The organism is Pseudomonas folii (assembly GCF_014357575.1).
In the GTDB taxonomy this organism is placed as follows: domain Bacteria; phylum Pseudomonadota; class Gammaproteobacteria; order Pseudomonadales; family Pseudomonadaceae; genus Aquipseudomonas; species Aquipseudomonas folii.
In genome coordinates this window covers 1-19,738 of the sequence record NZ_JACONW010000109.1, presented here as the reverse complement: position 1 = coordinate 19,738, position 19,738 = coordinate 1, and the positions used below count along the sequence as shown (strand labels likewise).

19 protein-coding genes are annotated in these 19,738 nt (G+C 57.0%); 6 read left to right on the top strand and 13 right to left on the bottom strand.

The window, feature by feature from the left end:
- Positions 1–96: 96 nt before the first annotated feature.
- From H8S59_RS19575 to H8S59_RS19550, 6 genes are all read right to left on the bottom strand, one after another.
- A complete protein-coding gene (locus H8S59_RS19575; protein ID WP_095093463.1) occupies positions 97–750 on the bottom strand; it encodes an HAD family hydrolase in 654 nt (217 codons plus the stop codon).
- A gap of 133 nt (positions 751–883) precedes the next feature.
- Positions 884–1,870, bottom strand: coding sequence for an ABC transporter ATP-binding protein (locus H8S59_RS19570; protein WP_095093462.1), 987 nt, complete (start codon positions 1,868–1,870; stop codon positions 884–886).
- A gap of 1 nt (position 1,871) precedes the next feature.
- Complete coding sequence (locus tag H8S59_RS19565; protein WP_187522502.1) at positions 1,872–2,669, bottom strand: ABC transporter permease; 798 nt, start codon at positions 2,667–2,669, stop codon at positions 1,872–1,874.
- Positions 2,656–3,498: an ABC transporter permease gene (locus H8S59_RS19560; RefSeq protein ID WP_095093460.1), complete on the bottom strand. Its 843-nt coding sequence runs from the start codon at positions 3,496–3,498 to the stop codon at positions 2,656–2,658. The genes H8S59_RS19565 and H8S59_RS19560 overlap by 14 nt, the downstream gene beginning before the upstream one ends.
- Entirely contained in the window at positions 3,495–4,301 is an 807-nt protein-coding gene (locus H8S59_RS19555) for an alkaline phosphatase family protein (RefSeq protein ID WP_187522501.1), read from the bottom strand. The genes H8S59_RS19560 and H8S59_RS19555 overlap by 4 nt, the downstream gene beginning before the upstream one ends.
- A gap of 79 nt (positions 4,302–4,380) precedes the next feature.
- A complete protein-coding gene (locus H8S59_RS19550; protein WP_187522500.1) occupies positions 4,381–5,448 on the bottom strand; it encodes an ABC transporter substrate-binding protein in 1,068 nt (355 codons plus the stop codon).
- 361 nt (positions 5,449–5,809) lie between these two features.
- Between H8S59_RS19550 and H8S59_RS19545 the strand changes: the two genes are divergently transcribed.
- Together H8S59_RS19545 and H8S59_RS19540 are read left to right on the top strand one after the other, a co-directional pair.
- Positions 5,810–6,529, top strand: coding sequence for a UTRA domain-containing protein (locus H8S59_RS19545; RefSeq protein WP_095093457.1), 720 nt, complete (start codon positions 5,810–5,812; stop codon positions 6,527–6,529).
- A gap of 613 nt (positions 6,530–7,142) precedes the next feature.
- Positions 7,143–7,715 (top strand): hypothetical protein, encoded by a 573-nt coding sequence (locus H8S59_RS19540; protein ID WP_187522499.1) that lies wholly within the window; start codon positions 7,143–7,145, stop codon positions 7,713–7,715.
- Positions 7,716–8,411: 696 nt separating this feature from the next.
- On the opposite strand, the gene H8S59_RS19535 is transcribed toward H8S59_RS19540, so the two are convergent.
- On the bottom strand, positions 8,412–9,701 hold the full coding sequence (locus H8S59_RS19535; protein ID WP_187522498.1) for a M18 family aminopeptidase: 1,290 nt from the start codon (positions 9,699–9,701) through the stop codon (positions 8,412–8,414).
- 141 nt (positions 9,702–9,842) lie between these two features.
- Positions 9,843–10,076 (bottom strand): DUF1127 domain-containing protein, encoded by a 234-nt coding sequence (locus H8S59_RS19530; RefSeq protein WP_095093168.1) that lies wholly within the window; start codon positions 10,074–10,076, stop codon positions 9,843–9,845.
- A gap of 174 nt (positions 10,077–10,250) precedes the next feature.
- Here H8S59_RS19530 and H8S59_RS19525 point away from each other — a divergent pair, with 174 nt between their 5' ends.
- Positions 10,251–11,669 carry an aminotransferase-like domain-containing protein gene (locus H8S59_RS19525; protein WP_095093169.1) on the top strand — a complete coding sequence of 473 codons (1,419 nt, stop codon included), beginning with the start codon at positions 10,251–10,253 and terminating at the stop codon, positions 11,667–11,669.
- 95 nt (positions 11,670–11,764) lie between these two features.
- Here H8S59_RS19525 and H8S59_RS19520 read toward each other — a convergent pair whose 3' ends face one another.
- Positions 11,765–11,998 carry a DUF1127 domain-containing protein gene (locus tag H8S59_RS19520; protein WP_099270223.1) on the bottom strand — a complete coding sequence of 78 codons (234 nt, stop codon included), beginning with the start codon at positions 11,996–11,998 and terminating at the stop codon, positions 11,765–11,767.
- Positions 11,999–12,270: 272 nt separating this feature from the next.
- Here H8S59_RS19520 and H8S59_RS19515 point away from each other — a divergent pair, with 272 nt between their 5' ends.
- Positions 12,271–13,857 (top strand): phospholipase D family protein, encoded by a 1,587-nt coding sequence (locus H8S59_RS19515; RefSeq protein ID WP_095093282.1) that lies wholly within the window; start codon positions 12,271–12,273, stop codon positions 13,855–13,857.
- Here H8S59_RS19515 and H8S59_RS19510 read toward each other — a convergent pair.
- Together H8S59_RS19510 and H8S59_RS19505 are read right to left on the bottom strand one after the other, a co-directional pair.
- Entirely contained in the window at positions 13,854–15,002 is a 1,149-nt protein-coding gene (locus H8S59_RS19510; protein WP_187522497.1) for an MFS transporter, read from the bottom strand. The two genes, H8S59_RS19515 and H8S59_RS19510, sit on opposite strands and share 4 nt — an antisense overlap.
- Before the next feature lie 179 nt (positions 15,003–15,181).
- Positions 15,182–16,675: an aldehyde dehydrogenase gene (locus H8S59_RS19505; protein WP_187522496.1), complete on the bottom strand. Its 1,494-nt coding sequence runs from the start codon at positions 16,673–16,675 to the stop codon at positions 15,182–15,184.
- Positions 16,676–16,935: 260 nt separating this feature from the next.
- On the opposite strand from H8S59_RS19505, the gene H8S59_RS19500 reads away from it, so the two are divergent.
- Positions 16,936–17,298, top strand: coding sequence for a cupin domain-containing protein (locus H8S59_RS19500; RefSeq protein WP_095093173.1), 363 nt, complete (start codon positions 16,936–16,938; stop codon positions 17,296–17,298).
- Between the two features lie 64 nt (positions 17,299–17,362).
- On the opposite strand, the gene rpmG is transcribed toward H8S59_RS19500, so the two are convergent.
- Entirely contained in the window at positions 17,363–17,518 is a 156-nt protein-coding gene (gene rpmG, locus H8S59_RS19495) for a 50S ribosomal protein L33 (protein ID WP_007894709.1), read from the bottom strand.
- 11 nt (positions 17,519–17,529) lie between these two features.
- Positions 17,530–17,763, bottom strand: a complete 234-nt coding sequence (gene rpmB / locus H8S59_RS19490; RefSeq protein WP_007920377.1) for a 50S ribosomal protein L28 — start codon at positions 17,761–17,763, stop codon at positions 17,530–17,532.
- A 363-nt stretch (positions 17,764–18,126) separates the two neighbouring features.
- On the opposite strand from rpmB, the gene H8S59_RS19485 reads away from it, so the two are divergent.
- Positions 18,127–19,716 (top strand): ABC transporter substrate-binding protein, encoded by a 1,590-nt coding sequence (locus H8S59_RS19485; protein ID WP_187522495.1) that lies wholly within the window; start codon positions 18,127–18,129, stop codon positions 19,714–19,716.
- Positions 19,717–19,738: the final 22 nt, after the last annotated feature.

Below are 19,738 nucleotides of genomic sequence, written 5' to 3'. Positions count from 1 at the left end.
GGTGTGCCCGCTATAGGGCTGGACGCGATTCACTTTAGTTCGCGGTGTCCTTATCGCGGGCAAGCACCGCTCCCACAGGGAATGTAGCCAGACTTGTTACTTCCAGCTGTGCACAGGCCAACCTGCTTTCTGGGCATGTTCCAGCAAGGTGGGGTCCGGATTGACGACATGGGGATGATCAACCTTGAGCAACAACGGTAGATCATTGCGTGAATCCGAGTAGAAACTCGCGCCTTCGAGGTTTTCACCTTCGGCGTCCAGCCATTCCATGAGACGGGTGATCTTGCCTTCGCGGTAGGTCAGGGTGCCGACGGTCTTGCCGTTGTACACACCGTGAGCGACGTCCAGTTCGATGGCCAGCACTTCATCAATGCCAATACGTTCGGCAATCGGTTTCACCAGATGAACACCCGACGCTGAAATCACCAGAATCCGGTCGCCCGCAGCGCGGTGTTCGGCGATGCATTTAGTGGCGTCGCTGAAAATGATCGGCTCGATGTAATCCTCGACCCAAGGGCCGACCAGATGGTCGACTTCTTCCGGGGTGCGGCCAAGCATCGGCTCCAGGCTGAAGGCCATGTAGTCTTCCATCGCCAGCTTGCCTTCGCTGTAGGCCTGCATCAGTTCGTGATCGCGTTTGATGAACGACGCTGGATCCACCCAGCCAAGCCTGGCCATCTGCTCACTCCACAGACTGGCGCAGTCGCCGGCAATCAGGGTTTCGTCCAGGTCAAAAATTGCTAAAGCCATGGCGCGCTTTTCCTTACTCTTTATCTGTTCTATCTGTGTTTAGCGCGCAGCGGCAAGCTTCAAGCTATAAGCGGCAAGCAAAGCCGTGCGCCGTATCTGCTTGCGGCTTGAAGCTTGCCGCTTGCAGCTGTCTTCAGACCTCACACAACGCCGAAGCATCAATCCTCAACGTCACCCGCGTCCCGTCAGCCAGCAAATCCTCTGCCGAGCGATTGAGCACGTCCACCACCAACTCCACGCCGCGGGCTGCAACCCGGTAGCGGATCACGTTGCCCAGCAGGCTGTGGCTGCGGATTTGCCCTTCAAGCTCGCCGGTCAGGCTCAGTTGAATGGCCTCCGGACGAATCGCGATGCGGCTGGTGATCGGCCGTTGCATAAGGCGGCTGGCATCTTCGGCTTCGAGCAGGTTGTAGTTGCCAATGAAGCCTGCGGCGAAAACATCCACCGGCGCAGTGTAAAGGGTTTCAGCATCGCCGCTCTGCACGATACGACCCTGATTCATCAGGAAAATGCGATCTGACATGGTCAACGCTTCCTCCTGATCATGGGTCACGAAGATAGTGGTCAGGCCCAGCTCACGCTGAATGGCGCGGATCTGCTCACGCAAATGCTTGCGAATTCGCGCATCCAGCGCCGACAACGGTTCATCCAGCAGCAACAGGCGCGGCCGGGTCACCAGGGAGCGGGCGAGGGCGACACGCTGGCACTGCCCGCCGGACATCTGATGCGGGTAACGACTGGCGAAATCCGTCAGCTCTACCAGTTTCAACACCTCGGCAACCCGCTTGTGGGTATCGTCGGCGTTGACCTTTTGCATGCGCAGACCAAATGCGACGTTCTGCTCCACGGTCATGTTGGGGAACAGCGCATAGCTCTGGAACACCATGCCGATGTTGCGCTTTTGCGGGGTCACCGGCACCAGATCGACACCGTCCAGCAGAATGCGCCCGCTGTTGACCGAGGTCAGCCCGGCGATGCAGCGCAGCAGGGTTGACTTGCCACAACCGGACGGGCCGAGCAGGGTGACGAACTCACCACGCTCGATGGTGCAGTTGATGTCACTGAAGACTGCCGTGCTGCCGTAATTCTTTTGCAGGTTTTCGACGCTGACAAAACTCATATCAGTCTTTGTCCTTATTCAAACGATTGGCGGCCAGGGTCAGCAGCAACACGAAGAGGAAGTAGGAAATCACCAGCGCACTGTTGAAGTGGCCGCTGCTGTTACGCATGTTGTTCAGGTACACCTGCAGGGTTTCATAACGCGTGCCGACCAGCAGGTTGGCGAACACGAACTCGCCGAACAGGAAGGAAAACGACAGCAGCAGGGCGACCATCAAACCTTTGCGCAGGTTGGGCAGCACCACCAGAAACGCCGCCTGCCAGGTATTGGCTCCGAGCAACTGCGCCGCGTCCATCAGGTCGGTCAGATTGATCGCTTGCAGGTTGTTACTGATCGCCCGGTACATGAACGGCAAGGCCACGGTGAAGTAGCAGCCGATCAGAATCCACGGCGTACCGACCATCGCGAACGGCCCGGAACCGTACAACTGCAGCAGGCCCACGGACGATGCCACCGGCGGCACCGCGAAGGGCAGCAGGATCAGGATGTTCATCAGCGCATCCAGGCGCGGGAAGTGGTAATGCACCACAAACAGCAATGGCAGGATCAGTACCACGGACAAGATCAGCGCGCCAACGCAGACCAGCAGCGACTGGCCAAATGCAGCGAGAAAGCGCGGATCGCTCCACAGCGCGATGTACCATTTGAAGGTCAGGCCGCTGGGCAGAATGCTTGCCGACCAACTGGTGGCCAGCGAATACAGCAGCGTACCGGCGAGAGGCAGCAGCAGGATGAAGAACAACAGATAAACGACCGCCCGGTGGTAAAGCCGGGCTGGGCCTCTTTCAGCGCGAGACATGGTAGCTCCTCTTCAGCAACCACTGATGAACGACAGTGACCAGCGTCATCAGACCGACCAGAATCATCGCCAGCGCGCTGGCCATGTTTGGATCGAGGCTGATATCACCTGCAACCATGGCTGCAATGCGGATCGGCAGCACGTTGAAGTTGCCGGTGGTCAGGGCGTAGACCGTGGCGTAAGCGCCCAGGGCATTGGCCAGCAGAATGACGAAGGTGCCGAGCAGGGCAGGGGTTAGCACTGGCAAGCCGATGTAACGCCAGAACTGAAAGCTGCTGGCGCCAAGCAACGATGCCGAATCACGCCAGTCCTGACGCAGGGCATCGAAGGCCGGGTACAGCAGCAATACGCCGAGGGGGATCTGGAAGTAGGTGTAGAGGATGATCAGCCCGGTTTTCGAATACAGGTTGAAGTCCTCGATGATCCCCGCCTGCTTGAGCATCAAGGTCACGGCGCCGTTGAAGCCGAGCAGAATGATGAACGCAAAGGCCAGCGGTACGCCGGAGAAGTTGCTGGTCATGTTGGCGAACGAATTGACGAAGTCCCGCAGCCGCGAATCCACGTTGCGCAGCGAATAACTGCCCAGCACCGCAATGATGATGCCGAACAGGCTGGACCAGAAACTGATCTCCAGGCTGAACTGCATGGCCTGGCGATAGAACCGTGAGTCGAAGGCCTTGATGAAGTTTTCGAGGCCCCAGCCAGCTTCGGAATGCAGGCTGTTGATCGCCACCCAGCCCAGCGGCGCGATCTGGAACACGAAGAAGAACAGTGCAAACGGGAGCAGGCAGAGAAGCCCGAGCCATTTGCCGCGATTGTTAGTGCTCACTTGAGAATCTCCCGGCAGACCGGTTTGTCGTGGGGCACACCGAGCAGTTCGCAGACGATGCCGCACAGCTCGGTTTGCTTGGGCGCAGCCGCAGAACTCAGGCTGAACGCGTCGCCCAGCACGAACAGTGGGACTTCGCGCTCTTCAGGCAGCAGGCCATTGTGGGAGCGGTCGTTGTTCATGCCGTGATCGGCAGTGATCAAGACCTGATAGCCCGCGTCGAGCCAGCCTTGCAGGTAATCCGCGATGATGATGTCAACGCTGCGCGCGCTGTTGCGGTATTGCGGGCTGTCGAGGCCGTGCTTGTGCCCGGCGTCGTCGATATTCATGGGGTGAATCAACAGCAGATTCGGCGCGTGCCTGACCCGCAGGCTTTCTGCGTCGGCAAACAGGTGCGAATCGGGGTAATGGTCAGCGTAGTAAAAATGGCCGTGCTGAATCGGTAATTCGACGTCATCCGTGTGGCGATCACGGGCGGCATCGAACGGCGTACGGTTATACAGCTCGCTGACCCAGTGATAGGCCGCCGCGGCGGTACTGAGTCCGGCGTCAGTGGCGTAGTGGAACATGCTGCGTTGGTTCGATAACCGGGAAACCTGATTGTGGACGATGCCGCTTTCAATCGGCGGTACGCCCGTCAGGATGCATTCGTACAGCGGGCGCGAGAGTGCCGGCAATTCGCATTCCAGCTTGTAAAGCGAGGCTCGACCTGCGTTGGCATAAGCCTGCAGATGGCCCATCGCATGTCTGGCCACTTCGAAGTTGAGGCCGTCGAGCACGATGAGGATGACATTGTGTTTCATGAGCCAATCGCTCCGGCAGGCACAGGCTTATTTGGGGATGACGGGGACAAGCGGCCTCATCCTTGAGGCCCGTAGCGCATCAGTTCATTTCAACGATGACTTGCTCGTTCCACATCTGTGGCAGCGCTTTGGAAGTTTTCTCCCATGCTGCTGCGTTTTTGATTGGCGTCACGCCTTTGTACTGCTCGTTTGGCAGCAGCTTGGCCTGCACTTCAGGTGGCAGGGTAAGGTGCTCGGCACGAATCGGGCGGGCGTTGCCTTTGGCCAGGTTGATCTGACCGGCGTCACTGAAGATGTATTCACGGGCCAGCTTGGCGGCGTTAGGGTTTTTCGCGTATTTGTTGATGATAGTGGTGTAGCCGGAGATGACCGAGCCATCGGACGGGATCAGTACCACGTAGTCATCCGGATTGGTCATCTTGGCCTTGTAGCTCAGGCCGTTGAAATCCCAGACGATGCCCACTTCAACTTCGCCTTTCTCCATGCTCTGGATGTTCGGGTTGTTGAGGGCCAGACGCTTTTGCTTGGCCAGTTCGGTGAACAGTTGCAGACCGGGCGCGATATTGCTTTCGTCGCCTTTCATGGCAATCGCGGCGGCCAGAACCCCGTTGGCAGCCTGAGCTGCGGTGCTCACGTCACCCACGGTAACCTTGTACTTGCCTTCCTTCAGGTCAGACCACTTGGTGGGTACTTCGGAACCGTGCAGTAACTTCTTGTTGACCACGAAAGCGATGGTGCCGGTGTAGGCCAGTGCCCAATGACCATCTTTGTCTTTCGCCCAGTCAGGAACCTGATCCCAAGTGCTTGGCTTGTACGGCTGGGTTACGCCTTTGGCGGCTGCGATAGGGCCGAAGGCCGCGCCGACGTCACCGATGTCAGCGCTGGCGTTGTCTTTTTCCGCGTCGAACTTGGCGATTTCCTGGGCCGAGCTCATGTCAGTGTCCATGTGCTTGAGTCCGTATTTGGTCTGCAAGTCGGCCCAGGTTTCTTTCCAGTTAGCCCAGTCGTCCGGCATGCCAACACTGTTGACTGCGCCTTCAACCTTGGCGGCTGCTTCAAGGGTTTTCAGGTCAGCGTCTGCCGCCATGACTGACGTGCTGAGAGCGATAGCGGAACCGAGGAGTGATGCCAGCAAAAGGTGTTTCATTCGAAGCTCCTTGTGCACTTCTGAAAGATCTTTTTAGAAGTGATCGTTGCGGGTTGGTTGGTCTAGGTCAGCAATACCTGAGCCAAGTTAAGCTTTTTCGATGACATTTTTATGTTGCTGCGGCGCATTGTCTGCCGAAGGTTGAGTCGGCTCGCCGCGTGCGGACTAAGCGTAGACCATGATGAAAGCCTTGATCTGAAAGGCCTTCAGCGGTTTTTCAAGTGAGGCTGGCATGGTTTGTGATGGGCGTTGTCATGGAGCAGTCATCTACACTCCGTAGGCTGTTTCTGCGCACTGATGCGTGCAACGAGAATAAAGAGTGCGCTGTTTTGGCGCTGGTCTAGTCCAGAAAGGAAGCCTGATGCGCGAAGAAGTGCCCCGTGCGGTCACAACGATTTGTAATGCCCTGCAAGAGCAGATCGAGCATGGTCTTTTGCCGCCCGGCAGTAAGTTGCCCGCAGAACGCAAGTTGAGTGAGGTGTTCGACACCACGCGTATCACCTTGCGTGAGGCATTGGTGCAGCTGGAAGCGTTGGGGCTTATTTATAGAGAGGAGAGACGCGGATGGTTTATTTCGCCGCCACGTCTTGCCTACGACTTGATGCGCCGCAGCCACTTCCACGCCATGGTCGAGGCCCAGGGCAGGGTTGCCGATACCCAGGTCATTTCTGCACGCCTGCAACCGGCGTCTGCAAAAATCTGTGAAATGCTTCAATTGCCTGCGTTGTCCAGCGTGATCCAGATCTGCCGCGCGAGGCGTATTGATCAGCGTCTGGTGCTGTACGTCGAGCATTACCTGAACCCGGAATACTTTCCCGGCATCCTCGATTACGACCTCAATCAGTCACTGACCGAGCTTTACGCCAGCCGCTATGACCTGCGTTACGGCCAGGTCCGCTTCGAGATGGTGCCCACCGCGCTCCACGCAGAAGCCTCGGCGGCGCTCAAGGTTTCACTGGGTAGCCCCGGCTTGCGTATCGCAAGGGTGAACTTCGATCAGAACGGCCGCTTGATTGACTGTGATCTGGAGTACTGGCGGCATGATGCGATACACGTGAGTGCGGTGGTGCGGGATATTTGAGGTTGTCCGATCAGAAAGGGGGGGGCGGGAAGAGGTTAGTACAATCACTATATTTTTATCGTCAGAAATACCGCCTTCCCGGCTGAAGCCGGTCCCACGTCAGTATTTCAGGGCAAGATATCGCCGTGCCGGTAGACCGTTTAATCCAGTGAGGCTTGTGCCTCAACTCAACTGCCGAACCTTGAACATCACGGTGTCCAGAACCCGGATCACACCCCGCCAGATCAGGCCCCCACTACGCTCTCGGTAGTTGCAGCCAATGCAAGCAGCGGCATTGCACCGATAACGAGCTGTAACACTGCAAAATTTTCCATAGCACCGATTTTCCTGGTGTGAGAATACTGGTGTAGGTGTCGGCAAGAATAACTTTTCATCAGGCGTTGTATGTCGGCAATAGGTCGCTATAAATTTTTAAACTAAAAATCACTCCGCTTACTTCGATCAGGCAGCGACTATCGCCAAAGGCTATTGGGTATTGTTCTGTTATCGCCAAATAGAAGGTTTAATGTCATTTGTGACAGTGGTTGGTCGTCATCGGTACCTCTATAATTTCGTAAGTTGTAGGTTTTGCTGTGGTGGTGGATTAATAAATATCGGTTATGGAGATGTTGAAATGGTTATCAAGGCAGAAAGACCCGTAATTTTAGAAGTGAAAGGTCCCAGCGGTAATGTTCCCAATGGGGGGGTTACCCGTGACACAAGTTTTGAAGTATCAGGGACCGCAAGTCCTGGCTCTCAAGTGATGATTAGTTATAACGGAGATCTATGGGCGATTGATGTTCCTGACACGGGGAGGTGGCTAAGTTTTTCTTCTACCCTCCGTGAAGGGCTGCAAACGTTGGTTGTGCATGAGGGTGATTTAGCTTCAGAAAACTGGACGTTTACCATCGTCGTAGGAGGTGTTGATCCTGAGATCTCGCGAGTCGATGACGCGAATGGCAACCCTATCCTCAATGGCGGTTCTACAGAGGATACACGTGTCACGTTTTCAGGGAGCGCTGAAGCCAATTCTTGGGTCGAGCTGCTTGATGACACAATTTCCTGGGGCACAGTACAGGTGTCGATAAGCGGTACCTGGAGCAAACCGGTGGCCGGATTGGGCGCTGGAACCCATCGCTTCAAGATCAGAGATACGACCAGTCACCTTGAGTCCCAACCTTGGGTATTCACTGTCGTGCTGGAGTAATCCATATCTGGTGGATACAGCGGCTGTGCTCCTGACAGGGGCACAGCCTGTATGCGGCGGGACATAATTGAAGTGACTTTCCCGAAGGATCGAAGAGGTAAAGTTTCATTGGTTGGGGTAAGCGACCACTTCTGTGGCGGATCAAAAGTCCAGCGAAATGCGTTTTTGTGATGTGTTGCTTTATGCAGTTGGTGTTTCTGGCAGGGTAATTGTCATCGTTGGTAAAGAAGAGCTGTCGGAGTCTTTAGGTTTTTATAGAGCTTTAATTAAGGTTTTAAGATGTTAATGTGTTTTAAGTTGCGGTTTAAAGGGGGCAATTAATAGGTCTGGAGCGGGATAAACGACTATTAATGAAAAAGGGTTGGAAATAATGCAGGTCTTGGTGGATATTCTGACTCCCAATAATAGTGTTGCGCGGGGGGGGGCAAAAATATCACCTCCGTCGCACCGATGGACTTCCAGATGACCCACCGCGGGCATCTCGTGAGCTGGGAAACACTTGAAGTATATTACGTAGTCATCGACAAGCAGGGCGCGGAAAAGGGAGAGTCGGATCGGCAAGCCGTCGAGATTATTTAAACTCGCCAGTGACGTGTATGTCTTTGCAATCGAAACTGTTAAACGTGATGTGTTGTGAAATGAGTGACCATGCCAGCTCAGTTATCTCGCTGCAGGCATGGTCACTTGGCATTTGGGTCAAGGCAACTCATGACTCGCATAAAATGCGGTCAGTACTTTCACCAGATGCGCCAGGTCCTGACTGCCCGCCAGTTCTCGGATCGAGTGCATGGCAAACGTCGGCAAGCCGATGTCCACGGTGTGCACGCCCAGGTGGCTGGCGGTGATCGGGCCGATGGTTGAGCCGCAGGCCATGTCGCTGCGTACCACGAAGCTTTGCACTGGCACTTCTTCGGCCATGCACAGATGGCGGAAGAACCCGGCGGTTTCGCTGTTGGTGGCGTAGCGCTGGTTACTGTTGACCTTGATCACCGGACCGGCATTGAGTTTCGGGCCATGGTTGGCGTCGTGCTTCTCGGCATAGTTAGGGTGGATGCCGTGAGCGTTGTCAGCCGAAACCAGCAATGATTTCTGGATGGTACGCACATAATCTGCGCCGTCGGGCAGCAGGCGCTGAATGATCTGCTCCAGCATCGGGCCGTCAGCGCCGCAGGCCGACGACGAGCCTACTTCTTCATGGTCTGTGCAGACCAGCAGGCAGGTTTCGTCAGTGTCGGTGCCCAGCAGCGCTTGCAGACCGGCGTAGCATGACAACAGGTTGTCCAGACGTGCGCCCGCGATGAAGTCGCCATTCAAACCAACCACGGCAGCGCTTTGCGTATCGTAGAAGCTCAACTCGTAGTCGAGCACTACATCGGCGTTCAGGCCATGTTCACGCGCCAACTGATCGGTGAGCAATGCGCGGAAATCTGCGCGCTCATCACCTGCAACCTGAGCCAGAATGGGCGGCAGCTCGGTTTGCGGGTTGATCGTCCAGCCTTCGTTTGCAGTGCGGTTGAGGTGGATCGCCAGGTTGGGGATCACTGCAATCGGCTGCTTGAAGTCGATCAGCTGGCTTTCGACTTTACCGTCGCGACGGAAAGTAACGCGGCCAGCCAGGGACAGGTCACGGTCGAACCACGGCGCGAGCAGGGCGCCGCCGTAGACTTCGACGCCCAGTTGCCAGAAACCCTGACGCTGCAGCTCAGGTTGTGGCTTGACCCGCAGGCAGGGGCTGTCGGTATGGGCGCCGACCATGCGGATGCCGCCGGTCAATGGCGATTGACGGCCCATGCGGAACGCCACAATTGATGAGTCATTGCGTGTGACGTAATACCGGCCACCGGTTTCAGTGGCCCAGGTTTCGCGTTCGTCCAGGCGCTGGAAGCCAGCAGCTTCAAGGTGTTGAACGAGGGTAGCGGTCGCATGGAAAGGGGTAGGAGAAGCCTTGAGGAAATCAATCAGGCCTTTGTTCAGCTCATCGCGCATAAGTCACTCCAGACAGCAATGGCGGGAGTTTACCGTATTGGTGTCGGGCGCGGTGGCAAGTCATTTGAGTTGTGGTGACCTTATCGCGGGCAAGCAACGCTCCCACAGGACCGCGATCGATCGTTGTGCTCGCGGCGAGCATCACTCCCGCCAGAACGGCTTCAACCCTTCCCGCATCGCCTGACCGGAACTAAGCCCGATATCGCGCAGTTGTTCTTCTGTCAGACTCAACAGCGCCCGGCGTGACATCCAGCGATGGCGATACAGCGCCCAGCGGCCTAGCTTTGGTGCGTTGGCTGTCTTGGTGACAACTGCTCGCCCGCTGCTCAGTTCCTGGCTGTAAAGCGCCAACCGCACATCACTTAACCCGTTCATGTTCCCAACCCTCGTTACGTTGTGGTGTAGGTACATGATGAATCGGCGTGACAAACCATTACAGATTCAAATAAATCTATTTATATGCATACAGACGTTTTCATATGGGCGCTGAATGCTGTATTTTTCTCCCATCTGTATGGTTAGCCCATAGAAAAAATCGAGAGTATGCTCATGACGCTCTACGTCAACCTCGCCGAATTGCTCGGTACGCGTATCGAAAACGGGTTTTATCGGCCTGGCGACAGGCTGCCTTCGGTGCGCGCTTTGAGTGTTGAACACGGCGTCAGCCTGAGTACGGTGCAGCAGGCGTATCGTGTGCTGGAAGACAGCGGCCTTGCCCTGCCCAAACCCAAGTCCGGGTATTTTGTGCCGGTCAGCCGCGCTGTTCCGGCGCTGCCGGTCATTGGTCGTCCTGCGCAGCGTCCGGTGGATATCTCCCAGTGGGATCAGGTGCTCGACCTGATGCGGGTCAAGGCGTTGCCTAATCTCGTGCAATTGGGGCGCGGTATGCCCGATGTCAGCAGCCCGACACTGCGGCCGTTGATGCGCGCCCTTGGGCGGATCAGCCGTGATGAGCAGATGCCTGGTCTGTATTACGACAGCATCCAGGGCAACCAGACACTTCGCGAGCAAGTTGCCCGACTGTTACTGGATTCGGGCTGCAACCTGACCGCCAACGATTTGCTGATCACCACCGGCTGCCACGAGGCGCTTTCGGCCAGCGTCCGTGCTATTTGCGATCCGGGAGATATCGTCGCCGTCGACTCGCCAAGCTTTTTCGGCGCGATGCAGACGCTGAAAGGTCTAGGCATGAAAGCGCTGGAAATTCCTACCGACCCCGTGACCGGTATCAGCCTTGAAGCACTGGAGCTGGCGCTAGAGCAATGGCCGATCAAGGTCATACAGCTGACGCCCAACTGCAACAACCCGCTGGGTTACGTCATGCCGGAAAACCGCAAGCGCGCCTTGCTGACGCTGGCTCAGCGCTTTGATGTGGCGATCATCGAAGACGATGTGTATGGCGATCTTGCCTTCAGTTATCCGCGGCCGCGGACGATCAAATCCTTCGACGAAGACGGCCGGGTTCTGCTGTGCAGCTCTTTCTCCAAGACGCTTGCGCCAGGGTTGCGCATTGGTTGGGTTGCGCCGGGCCGCTATCTGGAGCGCGTGCTGCACATGAAGTACATCGGCACCGGTTCCACAGCGCCTCAGCCGCAACTGGCGATTGCCGAGTTTCTCGAGGGCGGACATTACGAGCCGCACCTGCGGCGCATGCGCAGTCAGTACCAGCGCGGCCGCGAACAGATGATCGACTGGGTGATGCGTTACTTTCCGGCGGGTACGCGGGTCAGTCGCCCACAAGGTGGCTTCATGCTGTGGGTCGAACTCGCCGAGGATTTCGATACTCTGCGTCTGAATCGTGCGCTGTTGACCAAGGGCGTACAGATTGCCGTGGGCAGTATTTTTTCTGCCTCTGGCAAATACCGTAATTGCCTGCGAATGAATTTCGCTGCCAAGCCGTCGCCAGAGGTCGAGAACGCGGTGCGGACGGTCGGGAGTACGATTAAAGAGTTAATTGAAACAATTTAAATGGGTTTATGTACGGCTGTATTCAGGGTGGGCAAGCCTTCCACTTTAAAGTTGCTCAAAAGGAAGGCCTGGGTCCGATTTATGACGGCCAGTGTTTACTCTCTCCAGAACGGCTTGAGTCCTTCCTCGCGAGCATATTGTGGATCGATCCCTGCATCTCTTAGTTGTGCCATCGTTAATTTCAGAAGTTGTTCACGATTGGTCCAGCGCCTTAGGTACAAGGCCAGCAGGCCCTCACCGGTTTTTTGTGGCATCGTTACCGCGTGCTTGTATTCTGCGTTCAACTCCTGGCTTTTCAGTGTTAAACGCACATCGCTAATACCGCTCATTCCCGACTTCCTGTCGAATTAATTGGGCCGCGATAATGTTGGTTTTTTATTCGATTTTAAACACTCAGAGGGTGTTGGGTTTTTTCAAGATGTTATGCCGTTCAACAAAGCTTACAGTCCAATGATGGCTCAAGCCCCTATTTGAGCGGTTCCATGCCTATGGACGGCTCTTTGTAGGCCAATACAAGAGAGTCGGTGCTTACATTCTGTGCGACTTTATCTAAAAGCTGCGGTCATACACGCCATGTCGTAACGCGGTTGGGGTAGTGAATTTGAAGAACACATGGGCGATGCCCTTTTGCCTGTTGGCGGCGCTGTGCTTCAGTGGTTGTGCTCATATCAATGTCCCTAACGAACCGAGTCAGGCGTTGCCGCCGACGGATTCGGCGTTTGGCCGTTCTGTGCAGGCGATGGCTCAGCCTCATGAGGGTCGTTCGGGGTTTCGCCTGCTGTCCAACAGCACCGAAGCCTTCATGGCGCGTGCTGAACTGATCCGCAATGCCCGCACCAGCCTGGACTTGCAGTACTACATCGTCCATGACGGGCTAAGCACCCGCGCCTTGATTGATGAGCTGCTCAAGGCTGCTGATCGCGGCGTTCGCGTGCGCATCCTGCTGGACGATACCACTAGCGACGGACTGGATCATTCCATCGCTACCCTGGCGGCGCATCCCAACATTCAGATTCGATTGTTCAACCCCCAGAGCCTCGGGCGTGAGACCGGCGTAACCCGCAGTGTGGGGCGGCTTTTAAATCTGTCGCGGCAGCACCGGCGCATGCACAACAAACTGTGGCTGGCCGATAGCAGCGTGGCCATCGTGGGTGGGCGCAATCTGGGTGATGAATACTTCGATGCCGAAGAAAACCTGAATTTCACCGACATCGACATGCTCAGTGTCGGTCCGGTAGCCGAGCAACTCGGGCACAGTTTTGATCAGTACTGGAACAGCACCCTGAGCAAGCCCATCGCCGAGTTCATGTATTTCCTGCCGACGACTCGCGATCTGGCCAAGGCGCGCAAACGTCTGGAGGCATCGCTTGTCGAGTCTCAGCATAAACACAAGGCGCTGTACGACCGCCTGATGGCGTATCAGAAAAACCCACGTCTCAAAATCTGGTTCAACGAGCTGATCTGGGCGCACAACCAGGCTCTGTGGGATGCGCCCACCAAAGTGCTGGCCCGTGGCGAACCTGACCCGCATCTGCTGCTAACCACGCAACTGGCGCCTGAGCTGCTCAATGCGAACAAGGAACTGATACTGGTTTCCGCCTACTTCGTACCGGGTGAAGAAGGTTTGCTCTACCTGACCGGGCGTGCTGATGCCGGGGTTTCAGTCAGTTTGCTGACCAACTCGCTAGAGGCGACTGACGTGCCTGCGGTGCACGGCGGTTATGCGCCGTATCGCAAGGCGCTGCTGGAGCATGGTGTGAAACTGTTCGAAATGCGCCGCCAGCCGGGTGATCCCGGCAGTGACAGCGGCGGCAGCGGGCCTCATCTGTTCAGCAAAGGCGGTACGTTTGGCGGTGGTTCGGATTCCAGTCTGCACAGCAAGGCGATGACATTTGATCGCCGTAAAGTGTTCGTGGGCTCCTTCAACTTCGACCCGCGCTCAGTGCTGTGGAATACCGAAGTCGGCGTATTGGTGGACAGCCCGGAACTGACCGAAGCGCTGCGTGAACTGGCGTTGCAAGGCATGCAGCCGACGCTGAGTTATGAGGCGAAGCTGGAAGACGGCAAGGTGGTGTGGGTCACCGAAGACAACGGCAAAATCCACACCTTGTACAAAGAGCCCGGCGACACCTGGCGACGCTTGAATGCGTGGTTCAGCCGGGTAGTGGGCCTGGAGAAAATGCTCTAGGCCGTTGCCGCCGGTTGAACCCCGAATGCCCCGCGCCGGGATGACAGGATCACCAGGCCAAACGCACCTGCCGCCATCAACAGCGGCAGCGCCTGACCGCTGACCCACTGGCTGCCCGCTCCGGCCGCCAGTGGTCCCAATAGACAACCGATTCCCCATAGCTGGGCGACGTGCGCATTGGCGCGAACCAGTGCGTCATCGCGAAAGCGTTCCCCAATGAGAATCAGCGACAGGGTGAACAAGCCGCCTGCGCTGGCCCCGAACAGCACCCACAGCGGCCAGATCAGCACGGTATCTACCAGCAGCGGCACCAGCAGACTTGAAATCATCAAGGCCACGGCACAGCTTGAAAACAGCGTGCGCCGCGAAACCTTGTCTGCCAGTGCGCCAATCGGCAATTGCAGAAGCGCGTCGCCCACGACGACGGTGCTGATCATCGCCAGGGCGATTTCCGGCGTGAAGCCCTGACGCAGGCAATAGATCGGCAGCAGCGTCAGGATCAACGCCTCAAATGCTGCGAACAGCGCCACCGCCCAGGCGATCGCGGGCATGGAACGACAAAAGGCGAACAGGTCGATGAAGGTCACGCGGCATGCATCGGCGCTTGGCGCCCCGCTTCTGCCCAGCAGCAAAAACGGCGAAATGATCAGCAGCGCCACGCCGACCCAGAAGCCTGTGTCGTGCTCGGTGCCCAGTGCGCCAAGCAGCAGCGGCCCGGCCAGTTGGCACAAGGCGTAAGTGCTGCCGTATAGCGCCACCAGGCGGCCGCGCCATTTTTCAATGACGAGTTGGTTGATCCAGCTTTCACCGAGGATGAAGACGATGGTCAGGATTACGCCCAGCATCAGGCGCAGTAGCAGCCACACTGAGTAATACGGCAGCAGTGCCAACAGGCCTACGGAAACCGCGCCAGCCCACAGGCAGCGCCGCATCAACGCGGCAGTGCCGAAGCGTGCAGCGAGGCCGCTGGCCAGGCTCGCACCGAGCAGAACGCCAATCGCGGGCATTGCCGCCATTACGCCAATGGCGAACGAGCCGTAGCCCCAGCTTTCCAGTCGCAATGACACCAGCGGCATGCTGACGCCCAACGCCAGCCCGACAGACAGCACCGACGCCAGCACCGCGAAATAAGTACCCCAACGCATCCCACGCTCCTGTGGATCAAAAGGCCAAGACGAAACAGCCGGGCTATCCCAAGGGAGGCCCGGCTGTCTTGAAGCAAATCACCACTCCCTGTAGGAGCTGCCGAAGGCTGCGAACAGCGGTGTCTCAGGCTAACCGCTTCGCAGCCTTCGGCAGCTCCTACAGGGCGGCGCGTGAGCGCTTACAACTTAATCCACGTCGATTTCAGTTCGGTGTATTTGTCGAACGCATGCAGCGACTTGTCGCGGCCGTTGCCGGACTGCTTGAAGCCACCGAATGGCGCAGTCATGTCGCCGCCATCGTACTGATTGACCCATACGCTACCGGCACGCAACGCTTTGGCAGTCAGGTGGGCCTTGGACAGGTTTGCGGTCCAGACGGCAGCAGCGAGGCCGTAAGGCGTGTCGTTGGCGATCTGGATAGCCTCTTCGGCGGTATCGAACGTCAATACTGACAGAACCGGGCCGAAAATCTCTTCCTGAGCGATCTTCATGGCATTGGTCACGCCGTCGAAAATCGTCGGCTCGACGTAGGTGCCACCGGTCTCCTGCAGGATTCGCTTGCCGCCCACCACCAGTTTGGCGCCATCGGTGTGGCCTGCTTCGATGTACGACAGGACAGTGTTCATCTGCTGAGTATCCACCAGCGCACCGACCGTCGTGGCCGGGTCCAGCGGGTTGCCCGGCTTCCAGCTCTTCAGCGCTTCAATGACCATCGGCAGGAATTTATCCTTGATCGAACGCTCCACCAGCAGGCGCGAACCCGCGGTGCAGACTTCGCCCTGGTTGAACGCGATAGCGCTGGCCGCGGATTCAGCGGCAGCCTGCAAGTCAGGCGCATCAGCAAACACAATGTTCGGGCTTTTGCCGCCTGCTTCCAGCCAGATGCGCTTCATGTTCGATTCGCCGGAGTACACCAGCAACTGCTTGGCGATTTTCGTCGAGCCGGTGAACACCGCCGTGTCGACATCCATGTGCAGGGCCAGCGCCTTGCCCACGGTGTGACCATATCCTGGCAGCACGTTGAGCACCCCGGCCGGAATGCCCGCCTCGATCGCCAACTGGGCAATGCGAATGGCAGTCAGCGGAGATTTTTCCGAAGGCTTCAGGATGACCGAGTTACCGCTGGACAGCGCCGGGCCGAGTTTCCAGCTCGCCATCAACAGCGGGAAGTTCCACGGCACGATAGCGGCGACAACGCCCACAGGCTCGCGGGTCACCAGACCGAGCTGGTCATGAGGCGTGGCAGCCACTTCGTCATACAGCTTGTCGATGGCCTCGCCACTCCAGCTCAGCGCATTCGCAGCGCCAGGGATGTCGATGCTGTACGAATCGCTGATCGGCTTGCCCATGTCCAGGGTTTCCAGCAGGGCCAGCTCTTCAACGTTTTTGTTGATCAGTGCGGCAAAGCGCAGCATTGCGGCCTTGCGCTTGACCGGCGCCATTCGCGACCAGACGCCGGAGTTGAATGTCTTGCGAGCGCTTTCAACAGCGCGTTGGGCGTCGGCGGCGTCACAGCTGGCGACTTTGGCCAGCAGACGGCCATCGACCGGGCTGACGCATTCGAATGTCTCACCGGAAGCGGCGTCGGAGTACTCGCCATTGATAAACGCGCGGCCCTCGATTTTCAGGTCCTTGGCGCGTTGTTCCCAGTCAGCATGGGTCAGGGTGGTCATGCGTATGTCCTCCGCTTGTATCGATTAGGGTGTGCGTGGTGGGTAGATCTGTGCAAAAACAAACAATCTGCAATCCACCGCCACCAGGCAACGGCACTCACCACCCTAAACCAGTGACCTGGCGATTTCCAATATCTTTGACATAAAGGGCCTGAATCGGGTCGTCCTGTTCGATTTATGCAACATCGTGACGCGTGCCTTTGGCACTATTGGTGAAGCTCTTCGTCAAACCAGCAACGCATCTACCGCGAGGGTAAGAAATGACTATCGACAGCATCGTGGATTTCAGCGAAGCGGGCACCGAAGCTGAACGCTATCGTCCGGCGCCGGAAAAAATCTTCAAGGGCAACCCGGAGCAGACAATCTACAACCACTACAACAGCCCCTGCGGACAAATGAACGCGGGTGTCTGGGAGGGCGAAGTGGGTCAGTGGTCGGTCAACTACACCGAGCATGAGTATTGCGAAATCGTCCAGGGCGTTTCGGTGTTGCGCGACGACGCAGGCGGGTCGAAAACCCTGCGTGCGGGAGATCGCTTTGTGATTCCTGCTGGCTTCAAAGGCACATGGGAGGTGCTGGAGCACTGCCGCAAAATCTATGTAGTGTTTGAAGCGAAAGCCTGACTTTTCCATCAGGCACAAAAAAGCCCGCATCGCTGCGGGCTTTTTCGTAAAGAAGAAAAATCAATTACTTGATTTTGCCTTCTTTGTAGATCACGTGCTTGCGAACAACCGGATCGAATTTTTTGATTTCGATTTTGTCCGGAGTGGTGCGCTTGTTCTTGTCGGTCGTGTAGAAATGACCGGTGCCAGCACTAGAAATCAATCGGATCAATTCACGCATGATCTTCTCCCTTAAATTTTGCCGTCGCGACGGAGTTCAGCGAGCACAACAGTGATGCCACGCTTGTCGATGATACGCATGCCTTTAGCAGATACGCGCAGACGAACAAAACGTTTCTCTTCTTCAACCCAAAAGCGGTGATGCTGCAGGTTTGGCAGGAAACGACGACGGGTTTTGTTGTTTGCGTGGGAAATGTTATTCCCAGTCACCGGACCCTTACCGGTAACTTGACATACTCTCGACATGCCTCAGCCCTCTAAAACCTCATGCCCAACCCGGCATGGGTTGGCCGCTTAATCTCTCAGTCATTTGGCGCCAGGCGCCGCGTTTCTTTAAGGGTCTTACCGGCTACACCTACAGTGAAGGAACCGGGCCCCTAGAAAAGAGCGCTGCTTTATACCAGAAAGGGTTTGGTGTCACAACAGGCAAAGCACTTTACCCCAACATCAGGCAACGCGTTCAGCCCAATGGTCAGGCCATTGCGGGGGTACTGGCAAAACTACCGCCGGTCGGGTTGTAACCATTGTTCTGCGTCCAAGCATGGTCTAGGGTAACTCCCTTACCAGACTGCGCCAGCAGATGGGGCCCTTTCTGACAGGAATATAGCCATGCGTCTTGCTGCGATACCGTTTTTGTTAGCACCCCTATTGTTCCCGGCAATGGCCAGCGCCGCGACCGCCTTGAGCGTCTGCACTGAAGCCAGCCCGGAAGGTTTCGACGTGGTTCAGTACAACTCGCTGACCACCACCAATGCTTCCGCCGATGTGCTGATGAACCGGCTGGTGGATTTCGACGCCCAGAGCGGCAAGCTGGTGCCGAGCCTGGCGCAAAGCTGGACAGTGTCGCCTGATGGTCTGACCTACGATTTCAAGCTGCGCAAGGGCGTGAAGTTTCACCACACTGACTATTTCACGCCGAGCCGCGAGTTGAATGCGGATGACGTGGTGTTCAGCTTCCAGCGCATGCTTGACCCGCAAAACCCTTGGCACAAAGTCGCTCAGAGCGGCTTCCCACATGCTCAATCGATGCAGTTGCCTGCGCTGATCAAGAAGATCGACGCACCCGACCCGCTCACCGTGCGCTTTACCCTTGATCACCCGGACTCCACGTTCCTGGCCACGCTGAGCATGGGGTTTGCCTCGATCTACTCGGCCGAATACACCGCGCAGTTGCTCAAGGCGGGCACTCCGGAAAAGCTTAACAGCCAGCCAATCGGCACAGGACCGTTCGTGTTTGAGCGTTTCCAGAAAGATGCCGTGGTGCGTTACGAAGCCAACGCGGATTATTTCGCGGGCAAGCCGGGCGTCGACAAATTGATCTACGCCATCACCCCGGACGCCAACGTGCGTTTGCAGCGCATTCGTCGCGACGAGTGCCAGATCACCCTTTCACCCAAGCCGCTGGATATCCAGGAAGCCGCTAAAGATCCAAATCTGAAAGTCGAGAAAACCGAAGCGTTCATGACCGCGTTTCTGGCGATCAACAGCCAGCATCCGCCGTTCGACAAGGCTGAAGTGCGGCAAGCGGTCAATCTGGCATTCGACAAGGACAGTTACTTGAAAGCGGTATTCGAAGGCACCGCCGAAGCCGCCAACGGCCCGTACCCGCCAAACACCTGGAGCTATGCGAAAGATCTGCCCGGTTATAAGCAGGACGTCGCCAAAGCCAAAGCGCTACTGACCAAGGCCGGCGTGAAGGATGGTTTCAAAACGACTATCTGGACGCGCCCGACCGGCAGCCTGCTCAATCCGAATCCGAACCTGGGCGCGCAGTTGCTGCAAGCGGACCTGGCTAAAGTCGGCATCACCGCTGAAATCAAAGTCATCGAGTGGGGTGAGTTGATCCGTCGCGCCAAGGCTGGCGAGCATGACCTGTTGTTTATGGGCTGGGCGGGTGACAACGGTGACCCAGATAACTTCCTGACGCCGCAGTTCTCCTGCGCTGCCGTGAAGTCCGGTACCAACTTCGCCCGCTACTGCGATGCCACGCTGGACAAGCTGATCAGCGACGGCAAAACCACCAGTGATCAGGCTGCGCGCAGCAAGCTGTATCACCAGGCCCAGCAGCAGATTCAGCAACAGGCACTCTGGTTGCCACTGGCGCACCCAACCGCTGCCGCCCTCACCCGCAAAGACGTCAGCGGTTATCAGGTCAGCCCGTTTGGCCGTCAGGACTTCTTCAAGGTGCAGGTTAAATAACATCAACACGTGATTTGAATTG